This window comes from Thermomonospora cellulosilytica (genome assembly GCF_014138835.1).
GTDB classification, from domain to species: Bacteria; Actinomycetota; Actinomycetes; order Streptosporangiales; family Streptosporangiaceae; genus Thermomonospora; species Thermomonospora amylolytica.
This window is the reverse complement of record NZ_JACJII010000001.1, coordinates 5,716,636-5,735,890: the sequence shown is the minus strand read 5'-3', so window position 1 is coordinate 5,735,890 and position 19,255 is coordinate 5,716,636. Positions and strand designations below refer to the sequence as shown.

At 73.9% G+C, this 19,255-nt stretch carries 22 protein-coding genes; 20 read left to right on the top strand and 2 right to left on the bottom strand.

Going from position 1 to position 19,255, the window contains the following annotated elements:
• The first annotated feature begins 117 nt into the window (after positions 1-117).
• From HNR21_RS27040 to HNR21_RS27000, 9 genes are all read left to right on the top strand, one after another.
• On the top strand, positions 118-660 hold the full coding sequence (locus tag HNR21_RS27040) for a snapalysin family zinc-dependent metalloprotease (RefSeq protein ID WP_182707417.1): 543 nt from the start codon (positions 118-120) through the stop codon (positions 658-660).
• A 105-nt stretch (positions 661-765) separates the two neighbouring features.
• Entirely contained in the window at positions 766-1,929 is a 1,164-nt protein-coding gene (locus tag HNR21_RS27035) for a pyridoxal phosphate-dependent aminotransferase (RefSeq protein ID WP_182707416.1), read from the top strand.
• A 76-nt stretch (positions 1,930-2,005) separates the two neighbouring features.
• Entirely contained in the window at positions 2,006-2,551 is a 546-nt protein-coding gene (locus HNR21_RS27030) for an RNA polymerase sigma factor (protein ID WP_182707415.1), read from the top strand.
• Complete coding sequence (locus tag HNR21_RS27025) at positions 2,548-3,684, top strand: CU044_5270 family protein (protein ID WP_182707414.1); 1,137 nt, start codon at positions 2,548-2,550, stop codon at positions 3,682-3,684. Before HNR21_RS27030 ends, HNR21_RS27025 begins: the two co-directional genes overlap by 4 nt.
• Before the next feature lie 123 nt (positions 3,685-3,807).
• A complete protein-coding gene (locus tag HNR21_RS27020) occupies positions 3,808-4,758 on the top strand; it encodes a carbamate kinase (RefSeq protein WP_312881321.1) in 951 nt (316 codons plus the stop codon).
• A gap of 5 nt (positions 4,759-4,763) precedes the next feature.
• Positions 4,764-5,870 carry a barbiturase gene (gene bar / locus HNR21_RS27015; protein ID WP_119729791.1) on the top strand — a complete coding sequence of 369 codons (1,107 nt, stop codon included), beginning with the start codon at positions 4,764-4,766 and terminating at the stop codon, positions 5,868-5,870.
• Positions 5,871-6,034: 164 nt separating this feature from the next.
• The gene (locus HNR21_RS27010) at positions 6,035-6,739 is read left to right on the top strand and encodes an SseB family protein (RefSeq protein WP_182707412.1); all 705 of its coding nucleotides are present in this window, start codon (positions 6,035-6,037) and stop codon (positions 6,737-6,739) included.
• Positions 6,723-7,346 (top strand): prepilin peptidase, encoded by a 624-nt coding sequence (locus HNR21_RS27005; RefSeq protein ID WP_182707411.1) that lies wholly within the window; start codon positions 6,723-6,725, stop codon positions 7,344-7,346. The genes HNR21_RS27010 and HNR21_RS27005 overlap by 17 nt, the downstream gene beginning before the upstream one ends.
• Positions 7,343-7,894 (top strand): HD domain-containing protein, encoded by a 552-nt coding sequence (locus HNR21_RS27000; protein ID WP_312881319.1) that lies wholly within the window; start codon positions 7,343-7,345, stop codon positions 7,892-7,894. Before HNR21_RS27005 ends, HNR21_RS27000 begins: the two co-directional genes overlap by 4 nt.
• Here HNR21_RS27000 and HNR21_RS26995 read toward each other — a convergent pair.
• Complete coding sequence (locus tag HNR21_RS26995) at positions 7,879-8,916, bottom strand: alpha/beta hydrolase (protein ID WP_246442342.1); 1,038 nt, start codon at positions 8,914-8,916, stop codon at positions 7,879-7,881. The two genes, HNR21_RS27000 and HNR21_RS26995, sit on opposite strands and share 16 nt — an antisense overlap.
• A 105-nt stretch (positions 8,917-9,021) precedes the next feature.
• Between HNR21_RS26995 and aroC the strand changes: the two genes are divergently transcribed.
• From aroC to aroQ, 4 genes are read left to right on the top strand one after another with little or no spacing between them, the layout of a single operon-like run.
• Complete coding sequence (gene aroC / locus HNR21_RS26990) at positions 9,022-10,200, top strand: chorismate synthase (RefSeq protein ID WP_182707409.1); 1,179 nt, start codon at positions 9,022-9,024, stop codon at positions 10,198-10,200.
• Positions 10,201-10,208: 8 nt separating this feature from the next.
• Positions 10,209-10,724, top strand: a complete 516-nt coding sequence (locus HNR21_RS26985) for a shikimate kinase (RefSeq protein WP_182707408.1) — start codon at positions 10,209-10,211, stop codon at positions 10,722-10,724.
• Positions 10,721-11,797, top strand: coding sequence for a 3-dehydroquinate synthase (gene aroB / locus HNR21_RS35590; protein ID WP_182707407.1), 1,077 nt, complete (start codon positions 10,721-10,723; stop codon positions 11,795-11,797). The genes HNR21_RS26985 and aroB overlap by 4 nt, the downstream gene beginning before the upstream one ends.
• Positions 11,794-12,243: a type II 3-dehydroquinate dehydratase gene (aroQ, locus tag HNR21_RS26975; protein WP_182707406.1), complete on the top strand. Its 450-nt coding sequence runs from the start codon at positions 11,794-11,796 to the stop codon at positions 12,241-12,243. Before aroB ends, aroQ begins: the two co-directional genes overlap by 4 nt.
• Before the next feature lie 149 nt (positions 12,244-12,392).
• Here aroQ and HNR21_RS26970 read toward each other — a convergent pair whose 3' ends face one another.
• Entirely contained in the window at positions 12,393-12,968 is a 576-nt protein-coding gene (locus HNR21_RS26970; RefSeq protein ID WP_119729799.1) for a TetR/AcrR family transcriptional regulator, read from the bottom strand.
• Between the two features lie 145 nt (positions 12,969-13,113).
• Here HNR21_RS26970 and HNR21_RS26965 point away from each other — a divergent pair, with 145 nt between their 5' ends.
• From HNR21_RS26965 to HNR21_RS26935, 7 genes are all read left to right on the top strand, one after another.
• Entirely contained in the window at positions 13,114-13,776 is a 663-nt protein-coding gene (locus HNR21_RS26965) for an enoyl-CoA hydratase-related protein (RefSeq protein ID WP_182707405.1), read from the top strand.
• A gap of 70 nt (positions 13,777-13,846) precedes the next feature.
• Positions 13,847-14,893: an LLM class F420-dependent oxidoreductase gene (locus HNR21_RS26960; protein WP_119729801.1), complete on the top strand. Its 1,047-nt coding sequence runs from the start codon at positions 13,847-13,849 to the stop codon at positions 14,891-14,893.
• 55 nt (positions 14,894-14,948) lie between these two features.
• On the top strand, positions 14,949-16,031 hold the full coding sequence (locus HNR21_RS26955) for a M24 family metallopeptidase (protein ID WP_182707404.1): 1,083 nt from the start codon (positions 14,949-14,951) through the stop codon (positions 16,029-16,031).
• 49 nt (positions 16,032-16,080) lie between these two features.
• Positions 16,081-16,638 (top strand): elongation factor P, encoded by a 558-nt coding sequence (gene efp / locus HNR21_RS26950; RefSeq protein ID WP_119729803.1) that lies wholly within the window; start codon positions 16,081-16,083, stop codon positions 16,636-16,638.
• A complete protein-coding gene (nusB, locus tag HNR21_RS26945) occupies positions 16,638-17,054 on the top strand; it encodes a transcription antitermination factor NusB (protein WP_119729804.1) in 417 nt (138 codons plus the stop codon). Before efp ends, nusB begins: the two co-directional genes overlap by 1 nt.
• Positions 17,055-17,076: 22 nt before the next feature.
• Positions 17,077-17,847: a methyltransferase domain-containing protein gene (locus HNR21_RS26940; protein ID WP_182707403.1), complete on the top strand. Its 771-nt coding sequence runs from the start codon at positions 17,077-17,079 to the stop codon at positions 17,845-17,847.
• A 19-nt stretch (positions 17,848-17,866) separates the two neighbouring features.
• Positions 17,867-19,120: a DNA polymerase IV gene (locus HNR21_RS26935; RefSeq protein WP_182707402.1), complete on the top strand. Its 1,254-nt coding sequence runs from the start codon at positions 17,867-17,869 to the stop codon at positions 19,118-19,120.
• Positions 19,121-19,255 lie beyond the last annotated feature (135 nt).

Below are 19,255 nucleotides of genomic sequence, written 5' to 3'. Positions count from 1 at the left end.
GTGCGATTTACGGCACATGACGCCACTTGTTGCGACATGGGCGCGCACGTACGCTCGGGCCGATCTGACCCGGGTCATGCAGCACCAGTCCTTACCCAGACAGGAAGGCCCCCCGCCATGCTGCATCGCAAGACCGCCCGCATCCTGATCGGTGCGGGAGCGCTCGCCCTCTCGATGACCGCGGCCCCGGCCGCCCACGCCGCCCCCACCACCCTCTACTACGACGACTCCCTGGCCGCGGAGTTCAAGAGCGCCGTGGCCGCCGGAGCCGCCGCCTGGAACTCCAGCGTCCAGAACGTCCGCCTGGTCAAGGCCCCCGCCGGCCGGCGCGCCGAGATCCAGATCATCGCCGACAACGGCTGGCCGCGCGCCACCCTCGGCCCCGTCCGCCCCGGCGGGCGGGTCACGATCTGGTTCGGCCGCCAGGCGGTCGCCGAGGGCTACAACACCACCCGGATCGCCGCCCACGAACTCGGCCACAGCCTCGGCCTGCCCGACCGCAAGCCCGGTCCCTGCTCGTCGCTGATGTCCGGCTCCACCGGCGGCGTGTCCTGCACCAACGCCCTGCCCAACACCTCGGAACGGGCCGCCGTCGAACGCAACTACGCCGGAACGGCCGTCACCACCGGCACCGGCCGGATCCTCGTCGACGCGCCCTGACCCATCCTGCTCCCAGCCTGGTCCCACCCTGATCCACCATGTCCGCCGTCCCCGCGACCGTGCCGTCCGCGGGGGCGGCGGGCCGGACGGCCTTAGGCTGGCGGCGTGAGCGAGCCACTCGTGTCCCGCATGCAGGGTTTCGGCACCACGATCTTCGCGGAGATGACCGCCCTCGCCGTCCGCACCGGCGCCATCAACCTCGGCCAGGGCTTCCCCGACAGCCCCGGCCCGCAGCCGATGCTGGAACGCGCCGCCGCCGCGATCCAGGGCGGCGACAACCAGTACCCGCCCGGTCCCGGCGTCCCGGAGCTGCGGGAGGCGGTCTGCCGGCAGCGCGCGCAGCGGTACGGGCTCGCCTACGACCCCGACGGGGAGATCCTGGTCACGGTCGGGGCGACCGAGGCCATCGCCGCCGCGATCCTGGCGCTGGCCGGGCCCGGCGACGAGGTGGTGGTGTTCGAGCCGTACTACGACTCGTACGCGGCGATGATCGCGCTGGCCGGGGCGGTGCGGCGGCCCGTCACGCTGCGGCCCGAGGGCGGCCGGTTCACCTTCGACCCCGACGAGCTGCGCGCCGCGGTCGGCCCCCGCACCCGCCTGATCCTGGTCAACTCGCCGCACAACCCGATGGGCACCGTCTTCACCCGCGACGAGCTGGAGGTCATCGCCGCCCTCTGCCGCGAGCACGACCTGACCGCCGTCACCGACGAGGTGTACGAGTACCTGACGTTCGACGGCGTGGAGCACGTGCCGCTGGCCTGCCTGGAGGGCATGCGGGAACGGACCGTGGCGATCTCGTCGGCGGGCAAGACGTTCTCCGTCACCGGCTGGAAGATCGGCTGGGTCACCGCGCCCGCCCCGTACGTGCGGGCCGTGCAGACCGTCAAGCAGTTCCTCACCTTCACCGCCTCGGCCCCCTACCAGCGGGCCGTCGCCTACGCCCTGGAGAACGAGATGGCCTGGGTGGCGGAGCTGCGCAAGTCCCTGGAGGCCAAGCGGGACCGGCTGATCACCGGGCTGGAGGCCGCCGGGTTCACCGCGTTCCGGCCGCAGGGCACCTACTTCGTGCAGGCCGACATCCGCCCGCTCGGGTTCGCCGACGGCATGGAGCTGGCCCGCGCCCTGCCCGGCAGGGCCGGGGTGGTGGCCATCCCGTCCCAGGTCTTCTACGACCACACCGAGGCGGGCGCGCGCTTCCTGCGGTTCGCGTTCTGCAAGCAGGACCACGTGATCGACGAGGCGGTCGCCCGACTGTCGCGGCTGCGCTGAAACCGCCCTGTAAGACCCGCCGGGATCTCCGGACTACTCCACGACAACTCCCCACCAGACCGTTGAAGGGGGCCTTGTGGATGACCCGAGATCCCGGTTCACCCGCCTGTACGACGAGCACTACCGGCGGGTCCTGGCGTACGCCCTGACCCACGCCGACCAGGGCGTCGCCGAGGACGTCGTCAGCGAGACGTTCCTGGTCGCCTGGCGGCGGCTGGACGACCTGCCCGCCGCCGAGCTGCCCTGGCTGCTGGGCGTGGCCCGCAACATGCTGCGCCGCCAGCGCGACGGCGGCCACCGGCGGCGCGCCCTGGCCGAGCGGGCGGCCGAGCTGACCACCCCCGCCGACCTGGCCGCCTGGGACGTGGCCGAGCACGTGGTGGAACGCGAGGCGGCGCTGGACGCACTGGCCTGTCTGCCGGAACGCGACGTGGAACTGCTGACCCTGATCACCTGGCACGGCCTGTCCCCCCGCGAGGCCGCCAGGGTGCTGGGCTGCAGCGCGGCGACGCTCTTCGTCCGGCTGCACCGCGCCCGCAAGCGCCTGGCCCGCGCCCTGGAGGCGGCCCCGGCGCGCTCCGCCCGTCCCCTCCGCAGGGTCGCCGGGGAGGCGGCCCGATGAGCACTGGAGTGAACGTGAACCCCGAGAAGACCCTGGCCGCCCTCGAGCCCGCCGCGCTGACGGAGATCACCGAGGAGGCCCACGCCCGCCGCCGCGACCACGACCTGGCCCGCGCGCTGGCGGCCGAGCCCGCCCGGGGCCGCGCCCGGCGGCGCCCGATGCTGCTGCTGGCCACCGGGCTGGCGGCCGGCGCCGTGGCCGCCGGCGCCGTCGTGGTCACCGGGACCGGCGACGCCGCTCCGCCCGCCCCCGGCGTCTCCCGATCGGCGGACGCGGTGGACGCCCGGTCGTTCCTGCTGGCCAGCGCCCGCACCGCCGAGCAGGCCCCCGACACCACCGGCGCGTACTACTACACGCGGATGCGGGAGCAGCGCATGGTCCGGGCCCTGGTGGACAAGCTGTCGCCCGGCGAGCAGGCCCGCAAGGAGCTGCGGCCCACCCGCAAGGAGCTGCCGTTCACCGCGTTCGTGACCACCACCCAGGACAGCTGGCACGGCCGCAGCCGCGCGGGCAGGGCCCGGACCGTCACCGGCCTCGACCGCGAGATCACCTTCTCCACCCCGGCGGACGAGGCCGCCTGGAGGAAGATGGGCTCGCCCGAGCTGGAGGAGTGGTCGGCCAGGCCGCAGACCAACGACTACGACTTCCCCGCCGCGGAGCTCACGCCCGAACAGCGCCGGTCCGAGCCGGGCGAGCTGGCGAAGCTGCCCACCGACGAGAAGGCCCTGGAGAAGGTGCTGCGCGGGTGGCACCGGGCCACGGACCGCCAGGCGATCCGGCACGACGGGGTCCCCACCGGGACGGGCTTCGCCGAGTTCGTCTTCTACGAGGCGGAGAACCTGCTGTCGGGCGCGGCCCGTCCCGGCACCCGCGCCGCGTTCTACCGGCTGCTGGCCGCCCAGCCCGGCATCGTCATGGGCGGCCGGGTCACCGACCTGCTCGGCCGCGGGGGCGTCGCGCTCGCGTACCGGTCCGCCGCCGGGGAACAGCGGCTGATCATCGACCCGGCCACGGCGGCGCTGCTCGGCCGCGAGGCGTACCAGCCGCTGAAGCGGGGCCGGGCCCCGATCCGGGTCCTGGCCCAGGCCATGGTGATCGAAGGCTGGGTCGGCGACATCGGCGAACGCCCCTGAGCGTCACCGGCGCCACGGCCGGGGCGGCGGGGGCCGCCCCGGCCACAACCTGCCGAAAGAACGGCCTCCGTTAGGCGGGTTTCGCCCATGAGCGGCCCGCCCGGCGGGGGCTACTTTCGGCAGGTGGACACCGTGGGGGAACGACTGCTGGTCGCGTTGGGCGGGAACGCGATGACCGCCCCCGACGGCAGCGCCACGCCGCAGGAGCAGGCGGTGGCGGTGCGCACGGCCATGGAACGGGTGGCCGACGTGATCGCCGAGGGCCGCGAGGTGGTCCTCACCCATGGCAACGGCCCCCAGGTCGGCAATCTGCTGATCAAGAACCAGCTGGCCGTCCGGGTGGTGCCGCCGGTGCCGCTGGACTGGTGCGGCGCGCAGACCCAGGCCACCATCGGGATGCTCATCGTCGGGGCGCTGGAGCACGCGCTGGCCGAACGCGGCACCCCCCGCCCGGTGACCGCCGTGGTCACCCGCACCCTGGTGGACGCCGCCGACCCGGGCTTCCGGCACCCCAGCAAGCCGATCGGCCGGTACTTCTCCGATGTCGCGGCCCGCGCGTTCATCGCCCGCGGGGAGACCTGGCGGTCGTTCGGCGGGCGCGGCTGGCGGCGCGTGGTGGCCTCGCCGGAACCGCTGGAGATCCTCGACGTGCCCGCGGTGGAGGCGCTGATGGCCGCCGGGCACGTGGTGGTCGCGGCCGGCGGCGGGGGAGTGCCGGTGGTCCGCGCCGGCGACGGCGCCCTGCACGGCGTGGAGGCCGTCATCGACAAGGACCTGGCCGCCGCGCTGCTGGCCCACAGGATCGGCGCCACCGTCCTGGTCATCGCCACCGACGTGGACCACGTCATGGTCGGATACGGCACCCCGGGGCAGCGCCCGCTGCTGCGGACCACGCCGGAGGAGCTGCGCGCCCTGGCCGCCGCCGGGCACTTCGCCGAGGGCAGCATGGGCCCCAAGGTCGAGGCCGCGCTGCGGTTCGTCGCCGGCGGCGGGCGGCGGGCCGTGATCACCGCGCTGGACCGCATCGCCGACGCGGTCCACGGCAACGCCGGAACCATCATCGAGGAGGACTGAACGCCATGCCCGACCCGATCGAAGTGCGCAAGGTGCCCATCAAGAGCGTCACCGACGCCTCCGGTCTGGCCGAGCTCATCGACGACGGCGTGATCGAGGCCGACCGGGTGCTGGCCGTGATCGGCAAGACCGAGGGCAACGGCGGCGTCAACGACTACACCCGCATCCTCGCCGACCGGGCGTTCCGCGAGGTGCTGGTGGCCAAGGGCACCCGCACCCCCGAGGAGGTCGCCGAGGTCCCGCTGGTGTGGTCGGGCGGCACCGACGGCGTGCTCAGCCCGCACGCGACGATCTTCGCCTCGGTGGACCCGGCCCGGGTCCCGGCCACCGACGAGCCGCGGGTGTCGGTCGGGATCGCGATGAGCGAGGTGATCCTGCCGGAGGACATCGGCCGGCCCGCCATGGTGGAGAAGGTCGCCGCCGGGGTCCGCGAGGCCATGAAGATCGCCGGGATCGAGGACCCCGCCGACGTCCACTACGTGCAGACCAAGACCCCGCTGCTCACCCTGGACACCATCAACGACGCCAAGAGCCGCGGCCAGGACGTGGTCACCGAGGACACCCTCAAGTCCATGGACATCTCCAACTCCACCACCGCCCTCGGCATCGCCGTGGCGCTGGGCGAGATCGGGATGCCCGCCGCCGAGCAGATCCACCGCGACCTGTCGCTGTACTCGTCGGTGGCGTCCTGCTCGTCGGGGGTGGAACTGGACCGGGCGCAGATCGTGGTGGTCGGCAACGTCCGCGGCATCGGCGGCCGGTACCGCATCGGCCACTCGGTGATGAAGGACGCCCTCGACGCCGACGGCATCTGGGAGGCGATCCGCTCCGCCGGCCTCGACCTGCCCGAACGCCCGCACCCCAGCGACCTGGACGGGCGGCTGGTGAACGTGTTCCTCAAGTGCGAGGCCGACCCCAGCGGCTTCGTGCGCGGGCGCCGCAACATCATGCTGGACGACTCCGACGTGCACTGGCACCGGCAGATCAAGGCCTGCGTCGGCGGGGTCGCCGCCAGCGTCACCGGGGACCCGGCGGTCTTCGTGTCCGTCGCCGCCGTGCACCAGGGCCCGTCCGGCGGCGGAACCGTGGCGGCGATCGCCGACCTGGGCTGACGCGTCCTGTCCGGGGGACGACCCCCCAGGCTCCAGGCCCCCGAAGAGGCGTCAGGCGATCCTCGCTTCGCTGCGGTCGCCTGACGCCTGGGAAGTTCCCGACATGCGGAGAGTGGTCCCGCAACGACCGTCAGTGGCGGTCCGGGGCGTATACGCTCTCAGGCGTGTCCGGACCATCCCTGATCAGACCACAGTTCCCCGACGACGACGGCAGCGCCCACCCCGGCCTGCGGGACGCGCTGGCCGCCTACGAGGCGGGGCGGGCCGGCGAGCACGCCGTGCTGGCGCAGCTCCCGGCGGCCCGGCTGCTCGTCCCGGTGGTGGCGATCCTCACCGAGGAGGAGGACGTCGCGCCGGGCGAGCTGCGCCGGGAGAAGTCCAGCGACATGGCCACCCCCACGCTGATCGGCGCGGACGGGCGGCGCGGGTTCCTCGGCTTCACCTCGCTGGAGACCCTGCGGCGGTGGCGGCCCGACGCGCGGCCGGTGCCGGTGGCGGCCGCCGACGCCTGCCGGGCGGCCCTGGAGGAGGGCGCCGACGCCCTGGTCGTGGACGTGGCGGGGCCGGTGCCGTTCGCGGTGGACGGGCTGCGGCTGCACCTGCTGGCCGAGGGCCGGCCGGTGCCGCCGCCGCACGAGGACCCCGACGTGCTGGCCGCCGTCGACGCCGCGTTCGGCGGCGAGGCGGGGATCCGCGGGGTGCGGGTCGGCCCGGGCGAGTCCGCCGAGCTGTCCATCCGCTGCGGCATCGTTCCCGGCCATGACGAACGGGCCACCATCCAGCGGGTCTCCGACCGGCTCGCCGAGCTGCTGCGCGGCCGGATCGTCGGCGGGGTCGAGCTCACCGTCAGCCGTGGCCCCCTCGACTGAGGCCGCCGCTCCGCCCGGGGAGGACGCCCCGCGGGGATGGCGGGCGCTCGCCCCGGTGGCGCGGTGGCCCGTGCCGACCGCGCTGCTCACCGTGGCCGCGGTCGCCCTCATGGTCTGGCGGTTCGGCCCGCGTCCGGAGACGGCGGCGTTCGCCTATCTGGGCGCCGTCGCGGTCCCGCTCGCCGTCGTCGACGCCGCCACCCGCCGGCTGCCCGACGTGCTGACACTGCCGTCGTATCCGATCGCCGCCGCGCTGCTCGGCGTCGCCGCCCCGTTCGCAGCGGGCGGCGGCGCGCGTTATCTGCAGGCCGTGATCACCATGGGCGTGCTGTGGCTGCTGTACGCGGTCCAGTGGTTCGCGCTGCCCGGCAAGTTCGGCTTCGGCGACGTCAAGCTGGCCGGGGTGCTCGGCCTGTACCTGGGCTGGTTCGGCCCCGCCGTGACGATCCTCGGCCTGCTGGCGATCCACGTCATCGGCGCCCTGGTCGCGGTGTCCCTGCTGATCGCCCGGCGCGCCCGCCGCGGCTCCGAGATCCCCTTCGGTCCCTCGATGGTCGCCGGCGCCCTGCTGGTCATCGCCTGGCTCGCCCCCGGCTGGCCGGCGTGACGTTCACCCCGCACCCGCTGCCCGAACCCGCCGCCCGGCTGCTCGCCGAGGTCGGCGCCCCGGCCCGTCTGGTCGCCCACCTGGAGCTCGTCCACGACGTGGCCGTACGGCTGCTCGACCGGCTCGCCGACGCCTGCCCGGACCTGGCGGTCGACCGGGAGGCGGTGCTGTTCGGGGCCGCGACCCACGACATCGGCAAGGCGCTGCACCGCCACGAGCTGACCGGCCCCGGATCGGCGCACGAGCCGGACGGCCACCGGCTGCTGCGCGAGCACGGGGTGGCCGAACGGCTCGCCCGGTTCGCCCGTACCCACGCCGACTGGCACGCCCCCGGCATCGGCGTCGAGGACCTGCTGGTCGGCCTGGCCGACAAGATCTGGAAGGCCAGGCGGGCGGCCGACCTGGAGAACCTGGTCGCCGCCCGGATCGCGGCCGCGTCGGGCCGGGAACGCTGGGCGGCGTTCCTGATCCTGGACGACATCCTCGACGCCCTCGCCGCCGACGCCGACGCCCGCCTGGCCTACCAGAACGCTCACCCCGTGGACTGAGCGGCGATGCGCTGGCACAACCAGGCCAGCGCCAGGGGATAGCGGTACTCGATCCTCCCGTGACCCGCCTCGAACAACTCGAAGCGGATCCGCTCCTCCGGCAGGCCCACGTCGACGATCGCCTGCCGGAACGCCTCGGCGCCGATGTCCAGGTACCACTCGTCGCGCGTCCCGCCGTCGATCCACACCGCCCGCAGCGAACGCACCGCGTCCGCGTACCGCGGCACCATCCGGACCGGGTCCAGGTCCAGCCACCGTTGCCACAGATCCGGCCGCAGCACCCCGGTGCGCGGATCGAACGGCAGCTCGGGGGTGCCGTCGTCGCGGGCCGAGAAGCACGCCGACACGCCCAGGACCATCAGCAGCGACTCATCCTCCGGGCGGGTGAACGCGGTCCGGCTCCGGAAGTCCTTCCACCACGCCCAGACGTCCCCGTCATAGCCCCGCAGGTGCCGCACGCACTGGGCGAACTCGGGCAGGTAGCAGTACTCGTACAGGGCGTCCCCCGCGTGGGTGGCCAGCGCCCCGAACAGGTCCGGCCGCAGCATCGGCGTGATCATCGCGCCGAAGCCGCCGCTGGACTTGCCGGTGATCGCCCGATGGTCCCGGTCGGGCAGCGTCCGGTAGTGCGCGTCCACCCACGGAACGATCTCGTCGCACAGGTACGAGTGGTACGGCCCGGTGCCGGGGGAGTCCACGAACTGGCTGCCCCCGTACGCCGTCCACGCGTCCACGTACACCAGGATCGCCGGGGGAGCCTCGCCCCGGGCGAACACCGCGTCGGCCTCCACGGGGAACGGGTTCCGGTAGGCCGTCCGGTTCCACCACATCTCCATCTGGCCCGTGTAGCCCATGATCACGTACACGGTGGGGTGGCGGCGGTCCGGCTCGTCGTCGTACCCCGGCGGCACGTACACCCACAGCGGCCGCTCGTGCGGATCGCCCAGCGGGTTGCCGCGCAGCAGCTCGCTGGTGAACACGTGCTCGTCGATCCGGCCGGACAGCTCCGTGCGACTCGGCATCAAGGCCCTCCAAACGTCGTCGTTCCAGGCGACGCTAACGCCCGCCGCGTCTCACGGTGCGGACCGAGGCACGGCCACCGGGCGGAACTCAATAGGATCGTTCGCATGCTGCGCTGGTTGACCGCCGGAGAGTCCCATGGCCCGGCACTCGTCGCGATCCTCGAAGGGCTCCCGGCCGGTGTCCGGGTGACCTCCGCCGACATCGCCGAGGCCCTGCGCCGCCGCCGGCTCGGGCACGGGCGGGGCGCCCGGATGAAGTTCGAGCAGGACCAGGTCACCATCGTCGGGGGGATCCGGCACGGCCGCACCCTCGGCGGCCCGGTGGCCATCGAGGTCGGCAACACCGAGTGGCCCAAGTGGCAGACGGTGATGGCCGCCGACCCGGTGGACCCGCAGGTGCTCGCCGAGCAGGCCCGCAACGCCCCGCTGACCCGGCCCCGCCCCGGCCACGCCGACCTGGCCGGGATGCAGAAGTACGGCTTCGACGACGCCCGCCCGGTGCTGGAGCGGGCCAGCGCCCGGGAGACCGCGGCGCGGGTGGCGCTCGGCGAGGTCGCCAGGGCGTTCCTGCGGCAGGCGGTCGGGGTGGAGGTGCTCAGCCACGTGGTCGGGCTGGGCGAGGTGTCGGCCCCCGAGGGCCTGCAGCCCACCCCCGCCGACCTGGCCGCCATCGACGAGGACCCGGTCCGCTGCTTCGACGCCGAGACCAGCGCCGAGATGGTCGCCCACATCGACGAGCTGCGCAAGGCCGGCGACACCATCGGCGGGGTCATCGAGGTGCTCGCCTACGGGCTGCCGCCGGGCCTGGGCAGCCACGTGCACTGGGACCGCCGGCTCGACGCCCGGCTGGCCGGGGCGCTGATGGGCATCCAGGCGATCAAGGGCGTGGCGCTCGGCGACGGGTTCGAGACCGCCCGCCGCCCCGGCTCCAAGGCCCACGACGAGATCGAGCGGACCGAGGACGGCATCCGCCGCCGCACCAACCGGGCCGGCGGCGTCGAGGGCGGCATGACCACCGGCGACGTGCTGCGGGTGCGCGCCGCGATGAAGCCGATCTCCACCGTGCCGCGGGCGCTGGACACCGTGGACGTCACCACCGGCGAGCCCGCCAAGGCCATCAACCAGCGCAGCGACGTCACCGCGGTGCCCGCCGCCGGGGTGGTCGCCGAGGCGATGGTGGCGCTGGTGCTCGCCGACGCCGTACTGGAGAAGTTCGGCGGCGACTCGGTGGAGGAGACCGCCCGCAACGCCCAGGGATACCTGTCCTCGCTGACCATCAAGTAGGGACCGTCATGACGCGACCCGCGGCCGTGCTGATCGGCCCGCCCGGCTCCGGCAAGTCCACCGTCGGCCAGGGGCTGGCCGAACGCCTGGGCCTGCCGTTCCGCGACACCGACGCCGACGTGGAGGCCGTCGCCGGCAAGCCCATCGCCGAGATCTTCATCGACGACGGCGAGGAGCACTTCCGCGCGCTCGAACGCGAGGCCGTGGCCAGGGCGCTGGCCGAGCACGAGGGCGTGCTGGCGCTCGGCGGCGGGGCGATCCTGGACCCGGGCACCCAGCAGGCGCTGTCCGGCCACACCGTCGTCTACCTGCAGGTGGGCCTGTCGGACGCGGTCAAGCGGGTGGGCCTGGCATCGGCCCGGCCGCTGCTGGTGCTCAACCCGCGCAGCCAGCTCCGCAAGCTGCTGGAGGAACGGCTGCCCATCTACGAGCGGCTGGCGGTGATCTCGGTGGACACCGACGGCCGGGAACCCGCCGAGGTCGTCGACGAGGTGGCCGCCGCGATCGAGGAGCGCACCCGATGACCGCGACCAGGATCGCGGTCCGCGGCGCCGATCCGTACGAGGTCGTCATCGGCGCCGGGGTGCTGGGCGAGCTGCCCGGGCTGCTGGGCGGGAAGGTCCGCACCGTCGCCGTGGTCCACGACGAGAGCCTGCCGGAGATCGCCGGGCCGGTGGTCAAGGCGCTGGAGGAGTCCGGCCACGCCGTCCACGCGCTGCCGGTGCCCGCCGGGGAGGCCGCCAAGGAGGTCGGCGTGCTGGCCGGCCTGTGGTCGCGGTTCGCCCGGATCGGCATCACCCGTTCCGACGCGGTCGTGGGGGTCGGCGGCGGCGCCACCACCGACCTGGCCGGGTTCGCGGCGGCGTCCTGGCTGCGCGGGGTCAAGGCGGTGCTGGTGCCCACCACCCTGCTCGGCATGGTGGACGCCGCGGTCGGCGGCAAGACCGGCATCAACATCGCCGAGGGCAAGAACCTCGTCGGCGCGTTCCACCCCCCGGCCGGGGTGCTGTGCGACCTGACCACCCTGATGACGATGCCGCACGAGGACTACATCAGCGGCCTCGCCGAGATCGTCAAGGCCGGGTTCATCGCCGACCCGCGGATCCTGGACCTGGTCGAGGACGATCCCGCCGGGGCCGCCTCGCCCGCCGGGCCGCACACCCGCGAGCTGGTCGAACGCGCCGTCAGGGTGAAGGCCGACGTGGTCTCCGCCGACCTGCGGGAGAGCGGGCTGCGGGAGATCCTCAACTACGGCCACACCCTCGGGCACGCCATCGAGAAGGCCGAGGACTACCGGTTCCGGCACGGCCACGCGGTCGCCATCGGCATGGTCTACGCCGCCGAGCTCGGCCGTCTCGCCGGCCGCCTGTCCGCCGACCTGGTCGAACGCCACCGCACCGTGCTGACCTCCGTGGGGCTGCCCACCGCCTACGCGGCCGACGCCTGGCCCGTGCTGCGCGACGGGATGCGCGTGGACAAGAAGGCCCGGGGGGCCACGCTGCGCTTCGTGGTGCTCGACGGCCTGGCCAGGCCCGCCCGGCTGGAGGGTCCCGACGAGGACCTGCTCGCCGCCGCCTACCGGGAGATCGCCCAGTGAGGAACGTGTTCGTGCTCAACGGCCCCAACCTGCGGCGGCTGGGGACCCGCGAGCCCGACGTGTACGGCTCGCGGACGTTCGACGACCTGGCCGCGCTGTGCCGGGAGACCGGGCGGCGGCTGGACCTGCACGTCGAGGTGCGGCAGACCGACGACGAGGCCGAGATGGTCCGCTGGGTGCACGAGGCCGCCGACGGGCGCGTCCCGATCGTGCTGAACCCGGCCGCGTTCACGCACTACTCGTACGCGCTGCGGGACGCCCTCGCCCAGCGCACCGCGCCGCTGATCGAGGTGCACATCTCCAACCCGGCCGCCCGCGAGGAGTTCCGGCACACCTCGGTGGTCGCCGGGGTCGCCAACGGGACCATCGCCGGGTTCGGGCTGTACTCGTACGTGCTGGCGCTGCAGGCCGTCGCCGAGCTGCTGGCCGAGGAGTCCGCCCGCTGAGCGCGCTCGCGCAGTGCGGCGGCGGGACGGGATCTGTGCGGGAGCCACGCGGCCGTCGCCGTCACGTTCCCGCCGTTCCTCATCGGCTGGCCGCACCGCGGTCCGGAACCCGCCGGTGACGTCCGCGTCGGGCGTTCCGCGGGTCCGGGTCAGGAGTCCTCGGCGGCGTCGCGGGTCAGCTCCTTGAGCTCGGCGACGACGTCGTCGAGCGGCCGCACGTCGCGGTGCGCCCGGCACAGGATGGTGGCGCCCTCCACGGCGGCCACGATCAGCCTGGCCAGGCGGGTGGCGCGGTCGTCGGGCACGCCCGCGTTGCCCAGCCCGGTCGCCAGCGTGTCCTCCCACCGCGCGAACACCGCCGCCGCCGCGTCGGCGAGTTGCGGCGCCTCGTCGTGGGACTCGACGGTGACCGCGACCACCGGGCAGCCGGCCCGGAACTCGCTGCGGACCAGCACCGAACGCCACCAGCCGACGAACGCGTCGACCGCCGCCGCCGGGTCGCCGCCCTCCATGGCGGCCCGGATCCCGGAGTCCAGGAACTCCCCGGCGTAGCGGACCGCCTCCTGGGCCAGCTGGACCTTGCCGCCGGGGAAGTGGTGGTAGATCGACCCGCGCGGCGCCCCGCTGTGCGCGATCACGTCCCGGAAGCCCGTCCCGCTGTAGCCGCGCTCGCGGAACAGGTAGGCGGCGCTGCGGACCATGCGTTCCCGGCTGTCGGATGCCATGGACACCGATTATGACATTCATCATAAGCGTCGTGGGTTGTCCATGACGGACGTCATACCCCAAGCTCCCTATGACGGACGTCATGCCGAGCGCGGTGCCACCGCTGAGTAGGGTCGTGCCGACCGTCATCGGAAGGAGACCGGCATGATCGACCTGCGCCGCGACGGGGACGTGTTCGTCCTGCGCTTCGACCACGGCGAGAACCGCTTCCACCCCGACTTCCTGGACGCGGTGCTCGGCGCGCTGGACACCGTCGAGAAGGCCGAGGGGCCGCGCGCCCTGGTCACGGTCGGGACCGGCAAGTTCTACTCCAACGGCCTGGACCTGGACTGGCTCGGCGCCAACTCCGACCGGTTCGGCTGGTACCTGGGACGGGTCCACGAGGTGTACGCGCGGCTGCTGTCGCTGCCCATGCCGACCGTGGCGGCCGTCAACGGGCACGCCTTCGCCGGCGGCGCGATGCTCGTGCTGACCCACGACCTGTCGGTGATGCGCACCGGCCGCGGCTACTTCTGCCTGCCCGAGGTCGATCTGGGCATGACGTTCACGCCGGGGATGAACGCGCTGCTGCAGGCTCGGCTGCCCAGGGTCACCGCGCACGAGGCGATGATCACCGGCCGCCGGTACACCGCCGAGGAGGCGCGGTCCGCCGGGATCGTCGGCGAGATCGCCCCCGAGGAGGAGGTGCTGCCGGTCGCGCTGGCCCGGGCGGCGGCGCTGGCGGGCAAGGACGGCGGCGTGGTCGCCCGCATCCGCACCGCCCTGTACCCGCAGGTCCTGGCGGCGCTGCGGGGCCCGGTGTCGTGACCGGGCGGCGCAGGCTACGCTCGACGCCTAAACAGAATTTGATTCGGTTCATGCCGGGAAGGGGTGCGGGATGCGCATCGGGATGCCGCTGAGCTATGCGGGCGGTTTCAAGGAGACCGTCAACGACCTGGCCGAGTACGAGAAGGCCGGGCTGGACATCGTGTTCGTCGCCGAGGCCTACAGCTTCGACGCGGTCAGCCAGCTGGGCTACATCGCGGCCAAGACCGAGCGCCTGGAGATCGCCTCGGGCATCCTGCCGGTCTACACCCGCACCCCCAGCCTGCTGGCGATGACCGCGGCGGGCCTGGACTACGTCTCCGACGGGCGCTTCACCCTCGGCCTCGGCGCCTCCGGCCCCCAGGTCATCGAGGGCTTCCACGGCCTGCCCTACCACGCGCCGCTGGGCCGCACCCGCGAGGTCATCGAGATCTGCCGCAAGGTCTGGAAGCGCGAGCGGGTCCAGTACGACGGCAGGCACTACAAGCTCCCGCTGCCCCCCGAGCAGGGCACCGGGCTCGGCAAGCCGCTCAAGCTGATCAACCACCCGGTCCGCGACCGCATCCCGATCCACATCGCCGCCATCGGCCCCAAGAACGTCGAGCTGGCCGCCGAGATCGCCGAGGGCTGGCAGCCGATCTTCTACCTGCCGGAGAAGGCCGCCGACGTGTGGGGCGCCGCGCTGGACGCCGGCCGGGCCAAGCGCGCCCCCGAGCTGGGCGAGCTGGACGTGGTCGGCCAGGCCCCGCTGGCCATCGGCGACGACGTCGACGGGTTCCTGGAGTTCGGCCGCCCCATGGTCGCCCTGTACGTCGGCGGCATGGGCGCCAAGGGCAAGAACTTCTACAACGACCTGTGCCGCCGCTACGGCTGGGAGAAGGAGGCCGAGGAGATCCAGGACCTCTACCTGTCCGGCAAGAAGGACGAGGCCGCCGCCAAGGTCCCCGTCGAGCTGCTGCGCGGCATGTCCCTCATCGGCCCCGAGTCGCACGTCAAGGAGCGGCTGGCGGCGATGAAGGAGTCCGGGATCACCACCCTCAACGTCACCCCGATCGCCGGCGACCACAAGGCCCGCCTGGCCCTGATCGAGAAGGTCAAGGAACTGGCCGCCGACCTCTGAGCCCCACCGGCGGGGGCGGGCGCCGGGCCGCCCGCCCCTGCCGTAGGGTGCGGCCATGGGTGACGTTCACATCGTTCGCAGGCGGGCGCTGGCCGCGGCGCTGCAGGAGTCCGGGATCGACGCGGCGCTGATCACCCGGCTGGTCAACGTCCGCTACCTGACCGGGCTGGCCAGCTCCAACGCCGCGCTGCTGGTGTGGGCCGACGGGTCGGCGACCCTGGCCACCGACGGCCGGTACGCCGGCACCGCCGCCGCCGTCTGCCCCGACCTGGAGACCGTGATCGACCGGCGGACCGCCCTCGTCCTAGCCGAACGGGCGGCCGCCGCGCCGGCCCAGGTGCTGCTGGGCTTCGAGGACCACCACGTGACCGTGCGCCAGCACGGGGACCTGACCGCCGTCGGCGACACCCTCACCCTGACCTCGCTCGACCAGGCCGTGGAACGGCTCCGCACGGTCAAGGACGAGACCGAGCTGGACCTGCTCCGCCGGGCCTGCGCCATCACCGACGCCGCCTTCGAGGCGGTGCTGCCGCGCATCCGCCCCGGCATGACCGAACGCGAACTGGCCGTCGCCCTGGAACGCCAGATGGTCGACCTGGGCGCCGAGGCCCCCGCGTTCGACTCCATCGTGGCCGCGGGACCCAACGGCGCCGTCCCGCACCACCGCCCCGGCGACCGCCCCATCGCCGAGGGCGACCTGGTCACCATGGACTTCGGCGCGCGCTGCGACGGCTACCACGCCGACATGACCCGCACCGTCGCGGTCGGCCGCGTCGCCGACTGGCAGCGGGAGACGTACGAGCTGGTCGCCGCCGCCCAGCAGGCCGCCGTCCAGGCCGCCGTGGACGGCGCCGAGACCAGGGCCGTCGACGCCGCCGCCCGCGACCTGATCCGCGAGGCCGGCCACGGCGACCACTTCCCCCACGGCGTCGGGCACGGAGTGGGCCTGGAGATCCACGAGGCCCCGCTCATGGGGTACGACAAGACCGGTAGACTGAGCGATCGGGCCACGATCACCGCCGAGCCCGGGGTGTACCTCGCCGAACGGGGCGGAGTGCGCATCGAGGACACCCTGGCGGTCCGCGCGGACGGGCCCGAGATCCTCACCAAGACGACCAAGGACCTGCTCGTGGTGTGACGCCGGCCGGGCCGGCGCACCGGGCGGGGCCGCGACCGGGAGAAGCACCGTGGCCACCACGAACGACCTGAAGAACGGCATGACGCTGAACCTCGACGGCCAGCTGTGGACCGTTCTGGAGTTCCAGCACGTCAAGCCAGGCAAGGGCGGCGCGTTCGTGCGCACCAAGCTCAAGAACGTGCTCTCCGGCAAGGTCGTGGACAAGACCTTCAACGCCGGGGTCAAGGTCGACGTCGCCAGCGTCGACAAGCGGGAGATGCAGTACCTCTACCGCGAGGGCGAGGACTTCGTCTTCATGGACACCGAGACCTACGACCAGCCGCACATCCCGGCCGCCACCGTGGGCGACGCCGCCAACTACCTGCTGCCCGAGCAGACCGCGGTGGTCGCGTTCAACAACGACACCCCGCTGTACGTGGAGCTGCCCGCCGCGGTGGTGCTGGAGATCACCCACACCGACCCGGGCGTGCAGGGCGACCGGTCCACCGGCGGCACCAAGCCCGCCACCCTGGAGACCGGCGCGGAGATCCAGGTGCCGCTGTTCATCAGCACCGGTGAGAAGGTGAAGGTCGACACCCGCACCGGCGAGTACCTCGGCCGGGCCTGATGGCCGCACGCACCAAGGCCCGCAAGCTGGCCCTGGACATCCTGTACGCCGCCGAGATGCGCGGCGAGCGGCCGATGGACGTGCTCGCCCAGCGGGGCCGTCCCAACACCGACGAGATCGCCGCGCGCGAGCACGCGGTCCGGCTGATCGAGGGCGTGCAGGAGCACCAGGAGCGGATCGACGAGCTGCTGGCGACCTACGCCACCGGCTGGACGCTGGACCGGATGCCGGCCGTCGACCGTAACCTGCTCCGCCTGGGGGCCTACGAGCTGCTGTGGGTCGACGACGTGCCGGACGGGGTCGCGGTCGCCGAGGCGGTGGCGCTGGCCACCGAGCTGTCCACCGACGAGTCCCCGCGGTTCGTCAACGGGCTGCTGTCGCGGCTGCAGCGGCTCAAGCCGTCGCTGGCGCTGTAGCGGCAGGTCTAGGGTTGTCTCGATGACCGATGCGAGCCGCGGCGCCGGAGGCGCGATCATGGGCACTCGGGGGACCGGGCGGGTACGCACCGCCGTGGTGTGGGACGTGCTGCGCCGTACGGTGGAGGAGCTGTCCGGTTCCGGCGGCCGGTGCCTGGAGGTGATCGACGCCGGGGGCGGCACCGGCGGGTTCGCCGTGCCGCTGGCCGGGCTGGGCCACCGGGTGACGGTGGTGGACGCCAGCCCCGACGCGCTGGCCGCCCTGGAACGCCGCGCCGCCGAGGCCGGCGTCACCGTCGACTCGGTGCAGGGCGACGCCGGGGACCTGCTCGACCTGGTCGGCGCCGGCAAGGCCGACCTGGTGCTGTGCCACAGCGTGCTGGAGTACACCGAGGACCCGGCCGCCGCGATGGCCGCGCTGGCCGGGACGGTGCGCCCGGGCGGCGCGGTGAGCGTGCTGGCCGCCGGGCAGGTGGCCGCCGCCGTGCACCGCGCCCTGGCCGGCCACTTCGACGAGGCGCGCCGGGCGCTGGGCGACCCGGCGGGCCGGTGGGGCGAGCGCGACCCCGTTCCGCTGCGCTTCACCCGCCGGATGCTGACCGACCTGGTCACCGGGGCGGGCCTGCGGGTGGCCGAGCTGCACGGGGTGCGGATCTTCGCCGACCTGGTGTCCGGCGGGGTGCTGGACGACCCGGAGGCGGTCCAGGCGCTGATCGAGCTGGAGACCGCCGCCGCCGTGCACCCGGTGCTGCGCGACCTGGCCACCCAGCTGCACGTGCTCGCCCGCAGGTGAGCTGGCTACCCTCGGGCGGGTGAGCAGGAAGCAGCAGCTGCGCCGCCCCGGTCCGCCGCCCGGACCGCCCGCCGACGACACCGGGTGCGGCATCCTGCACGTCGACATGGACGCGTTCTTCGTCAGCGTCGAGCTGCTGGAACGCCCGGAGCTGCGGGGCCGCCCGGTGATCGTGGGCGGCACCGGCGGCCGCGGGGTGGTCGCCTCGGCCTCCTACGAGGCCCGCGCGTTCGGGGTGCATTCGGCGATGCCGATGACCCGGGCCCGGCGGCTGTGCCCGCAGGCGGTGGTGCTGCCGCCCCGCCACGACCGGTACGCCCGGGTCTCGGCCGAGGTGATGGAGATCTTCCGGTCCGTCACCCCGCTGGTCGAGCCGCTGGCCCTGGACGAGGCGTTCCTGGACGTCTCCGGGGCGCGCCGGCTGCTGGGCCGCCCCGCCGAGATCGGTCGGCTGATCCGCGAGCGGGTCCGCGAACGGCAGGGCATCACCTGCTCGGTCGGGATCGCGAGCACCAAGTTCGTCGCCAAGCTGGCCTCGACCCACTGCAAGCCGGACGGGCTGATGGTGGTGCCCGCCGGCCGGGTCACCGAGTTCCTGCACCCGCTGCCGGTGGCGGCGCTGTGGGGCGTGGGGGAGCGCACCGAGGAGCACCTGCTGCGGCTGGGCCTGAAGACCGTCGGCGACCTGGCCCGCGTGCCGCCCGACACGCTGCGCCGCGAGCTGGGCGACGCGCTCGGCGCCCACCTGCACGAGCTGGCGTGGGGCCGCGACCCCCGCCCGGTGACCCCGGTCACCCCGGACAAGAGCATCGGCGCCGAGGAGACCTTCGACCACGACATCGCCGACCCGGAGCTGATCCGGCGGGAGCTGCTGCGGCTGTCGGAGAAGGTCGGCGCGCGGCTGCGGGCGGGCGGCCACGCCGGCCGGACGATCAGCGTCAAGCTGCGCACCGCCGGGTTCCGCACGATCACCCGCGCCCGGACCCTGCCCGAACCCACCGACATGTCCCGTGTGATCTATATCACCGCATGCCGGCTGTACGAGGCGGCGGGCCTGGACCGGGTACCGCTCCGGCTGGTCGGCGTGCGGGTGGAGAACCTGGTCGCCGGGGGCGCCGCCGTCCGCCAGCTGGCCCTGGACGAGCCGGAGAGCGGCTGGCGGGAGGCCGAGCGCGCGATGGACCGGGTGTCCCGCCGGTTCGGCCGCGGAGCGGTCCGCCCGGCGTCGCTGGTGGACCCCCGGGACGACCCCGAGGACCACCGTGACCAGTGAGATCACCGGGAGTCCCGGGGAGGACGGGACTGCCGGGGGACTACCTCGGGATGGACGTTTCCTTTCGAACACTCGTGGGGCCTCGTATTGTGGGCATATCACCGTTGAGTTCTCCGTCCGTCATCGGAACCCCCG

What these genes read in the sequence shown, in the direction of transcription:
- HNR21_RS26985 (WP_182707408.1), top strand. Translation starts at nt 10,209, where the DNA reads ATGACGCGACCCGCGGCCGTGCTGATCGGCCCGCCCGGCTCCGGCAAG.
- HNR21_RS26960 (WP_119729801.1), top strand. Translation starts at nt 13,847, where the DNA reads ATGCGCATCGGGATGCCGCTGAGCTATGCGGGCGGTTTCAAGGAGACC.
- aroB (WP_182707407.1), top strand. Translation starts at nt 10,721, where the DNA reads ATGACCGCGACCAGGATCGCGGTCCGCGGCGCCGATCCGTACGAGGTC.
- HNR21_RS27040 (WP_182707417.1), top strand. Translation starts at nt 118, where the DNA reads ATGCTGCATCGCAAGACCGCCCGCATCCTGATCGGTGCGGGAGCGCTC.
- HNR21_RS26965 (WP_182707405.1), top strand. Translation starts at nt 13,114, where the DNA reads ATGATCGACCTGCGCCGCGACGGGGACGTGTTCGTCCTGCGCTTCGAC.
- bar (WP_119729791.1), top strand. Translation starts at nt 4,764, where the DNA reads ATGCCCGACCCGATCGAAGTGCGCAAGGTGCCCATCAAGAGCGTCACC.
- HNR21_RS26955 (WP_182707404.1), top strand. Translation starts at nt 14,949, where the DNA reads ATGGGTGACGTTCACATCGTTCGCAGGCGGGCGCTGGCCGCGGCGCTG.
- HNR21_RS26995 (WP_246442342.1), bottom strand. Translation starts at nt 8,916, where the DNA reads ATGCCGAGTCGCACGGAGCTGTCCGGCCGGATCGACGAGCACGTGTTC.
- HNR21_RS26970 (WP_119729799.1), bottom strand. Translation starts at nt 12,968, where the DNA reads ATGGCATCCGACAGCCGGGAACGCATGGTCCGCAGCGCCGCCTACCTG.
- aroC (WP_182707409.1), top strand. Translation starts at nt 9,022, where the DNA reads ATGCTGCGCTGGTTGACCGCCGGAGAGTCCCATGGCCCGGCACTCGTC.
- HNR21_RS26940 (WP_182707403.1), top strand. Translation starts at nt 17,077, where the DNA reads ATGACCGATGCGAGCCGCGGCGCCGGAGGCGCGATCATGGGCACTCGG.
- nusB (WP_119729804.1), top strand. Translation starts at nt 16,638, where the DNA reads ATGGCCGCACGCACCAAGGCCCGCAAGCTGGCCCTGGACATCCTGTAC.
- HNR21_RS27025 (WP_182707414.1), top strand. Translation starts at nt 2,548, where the DNA reads ATGAGCACTGGAGTGAACGTGAACCCCGAGAAGACCCTGGCCGCCCTC.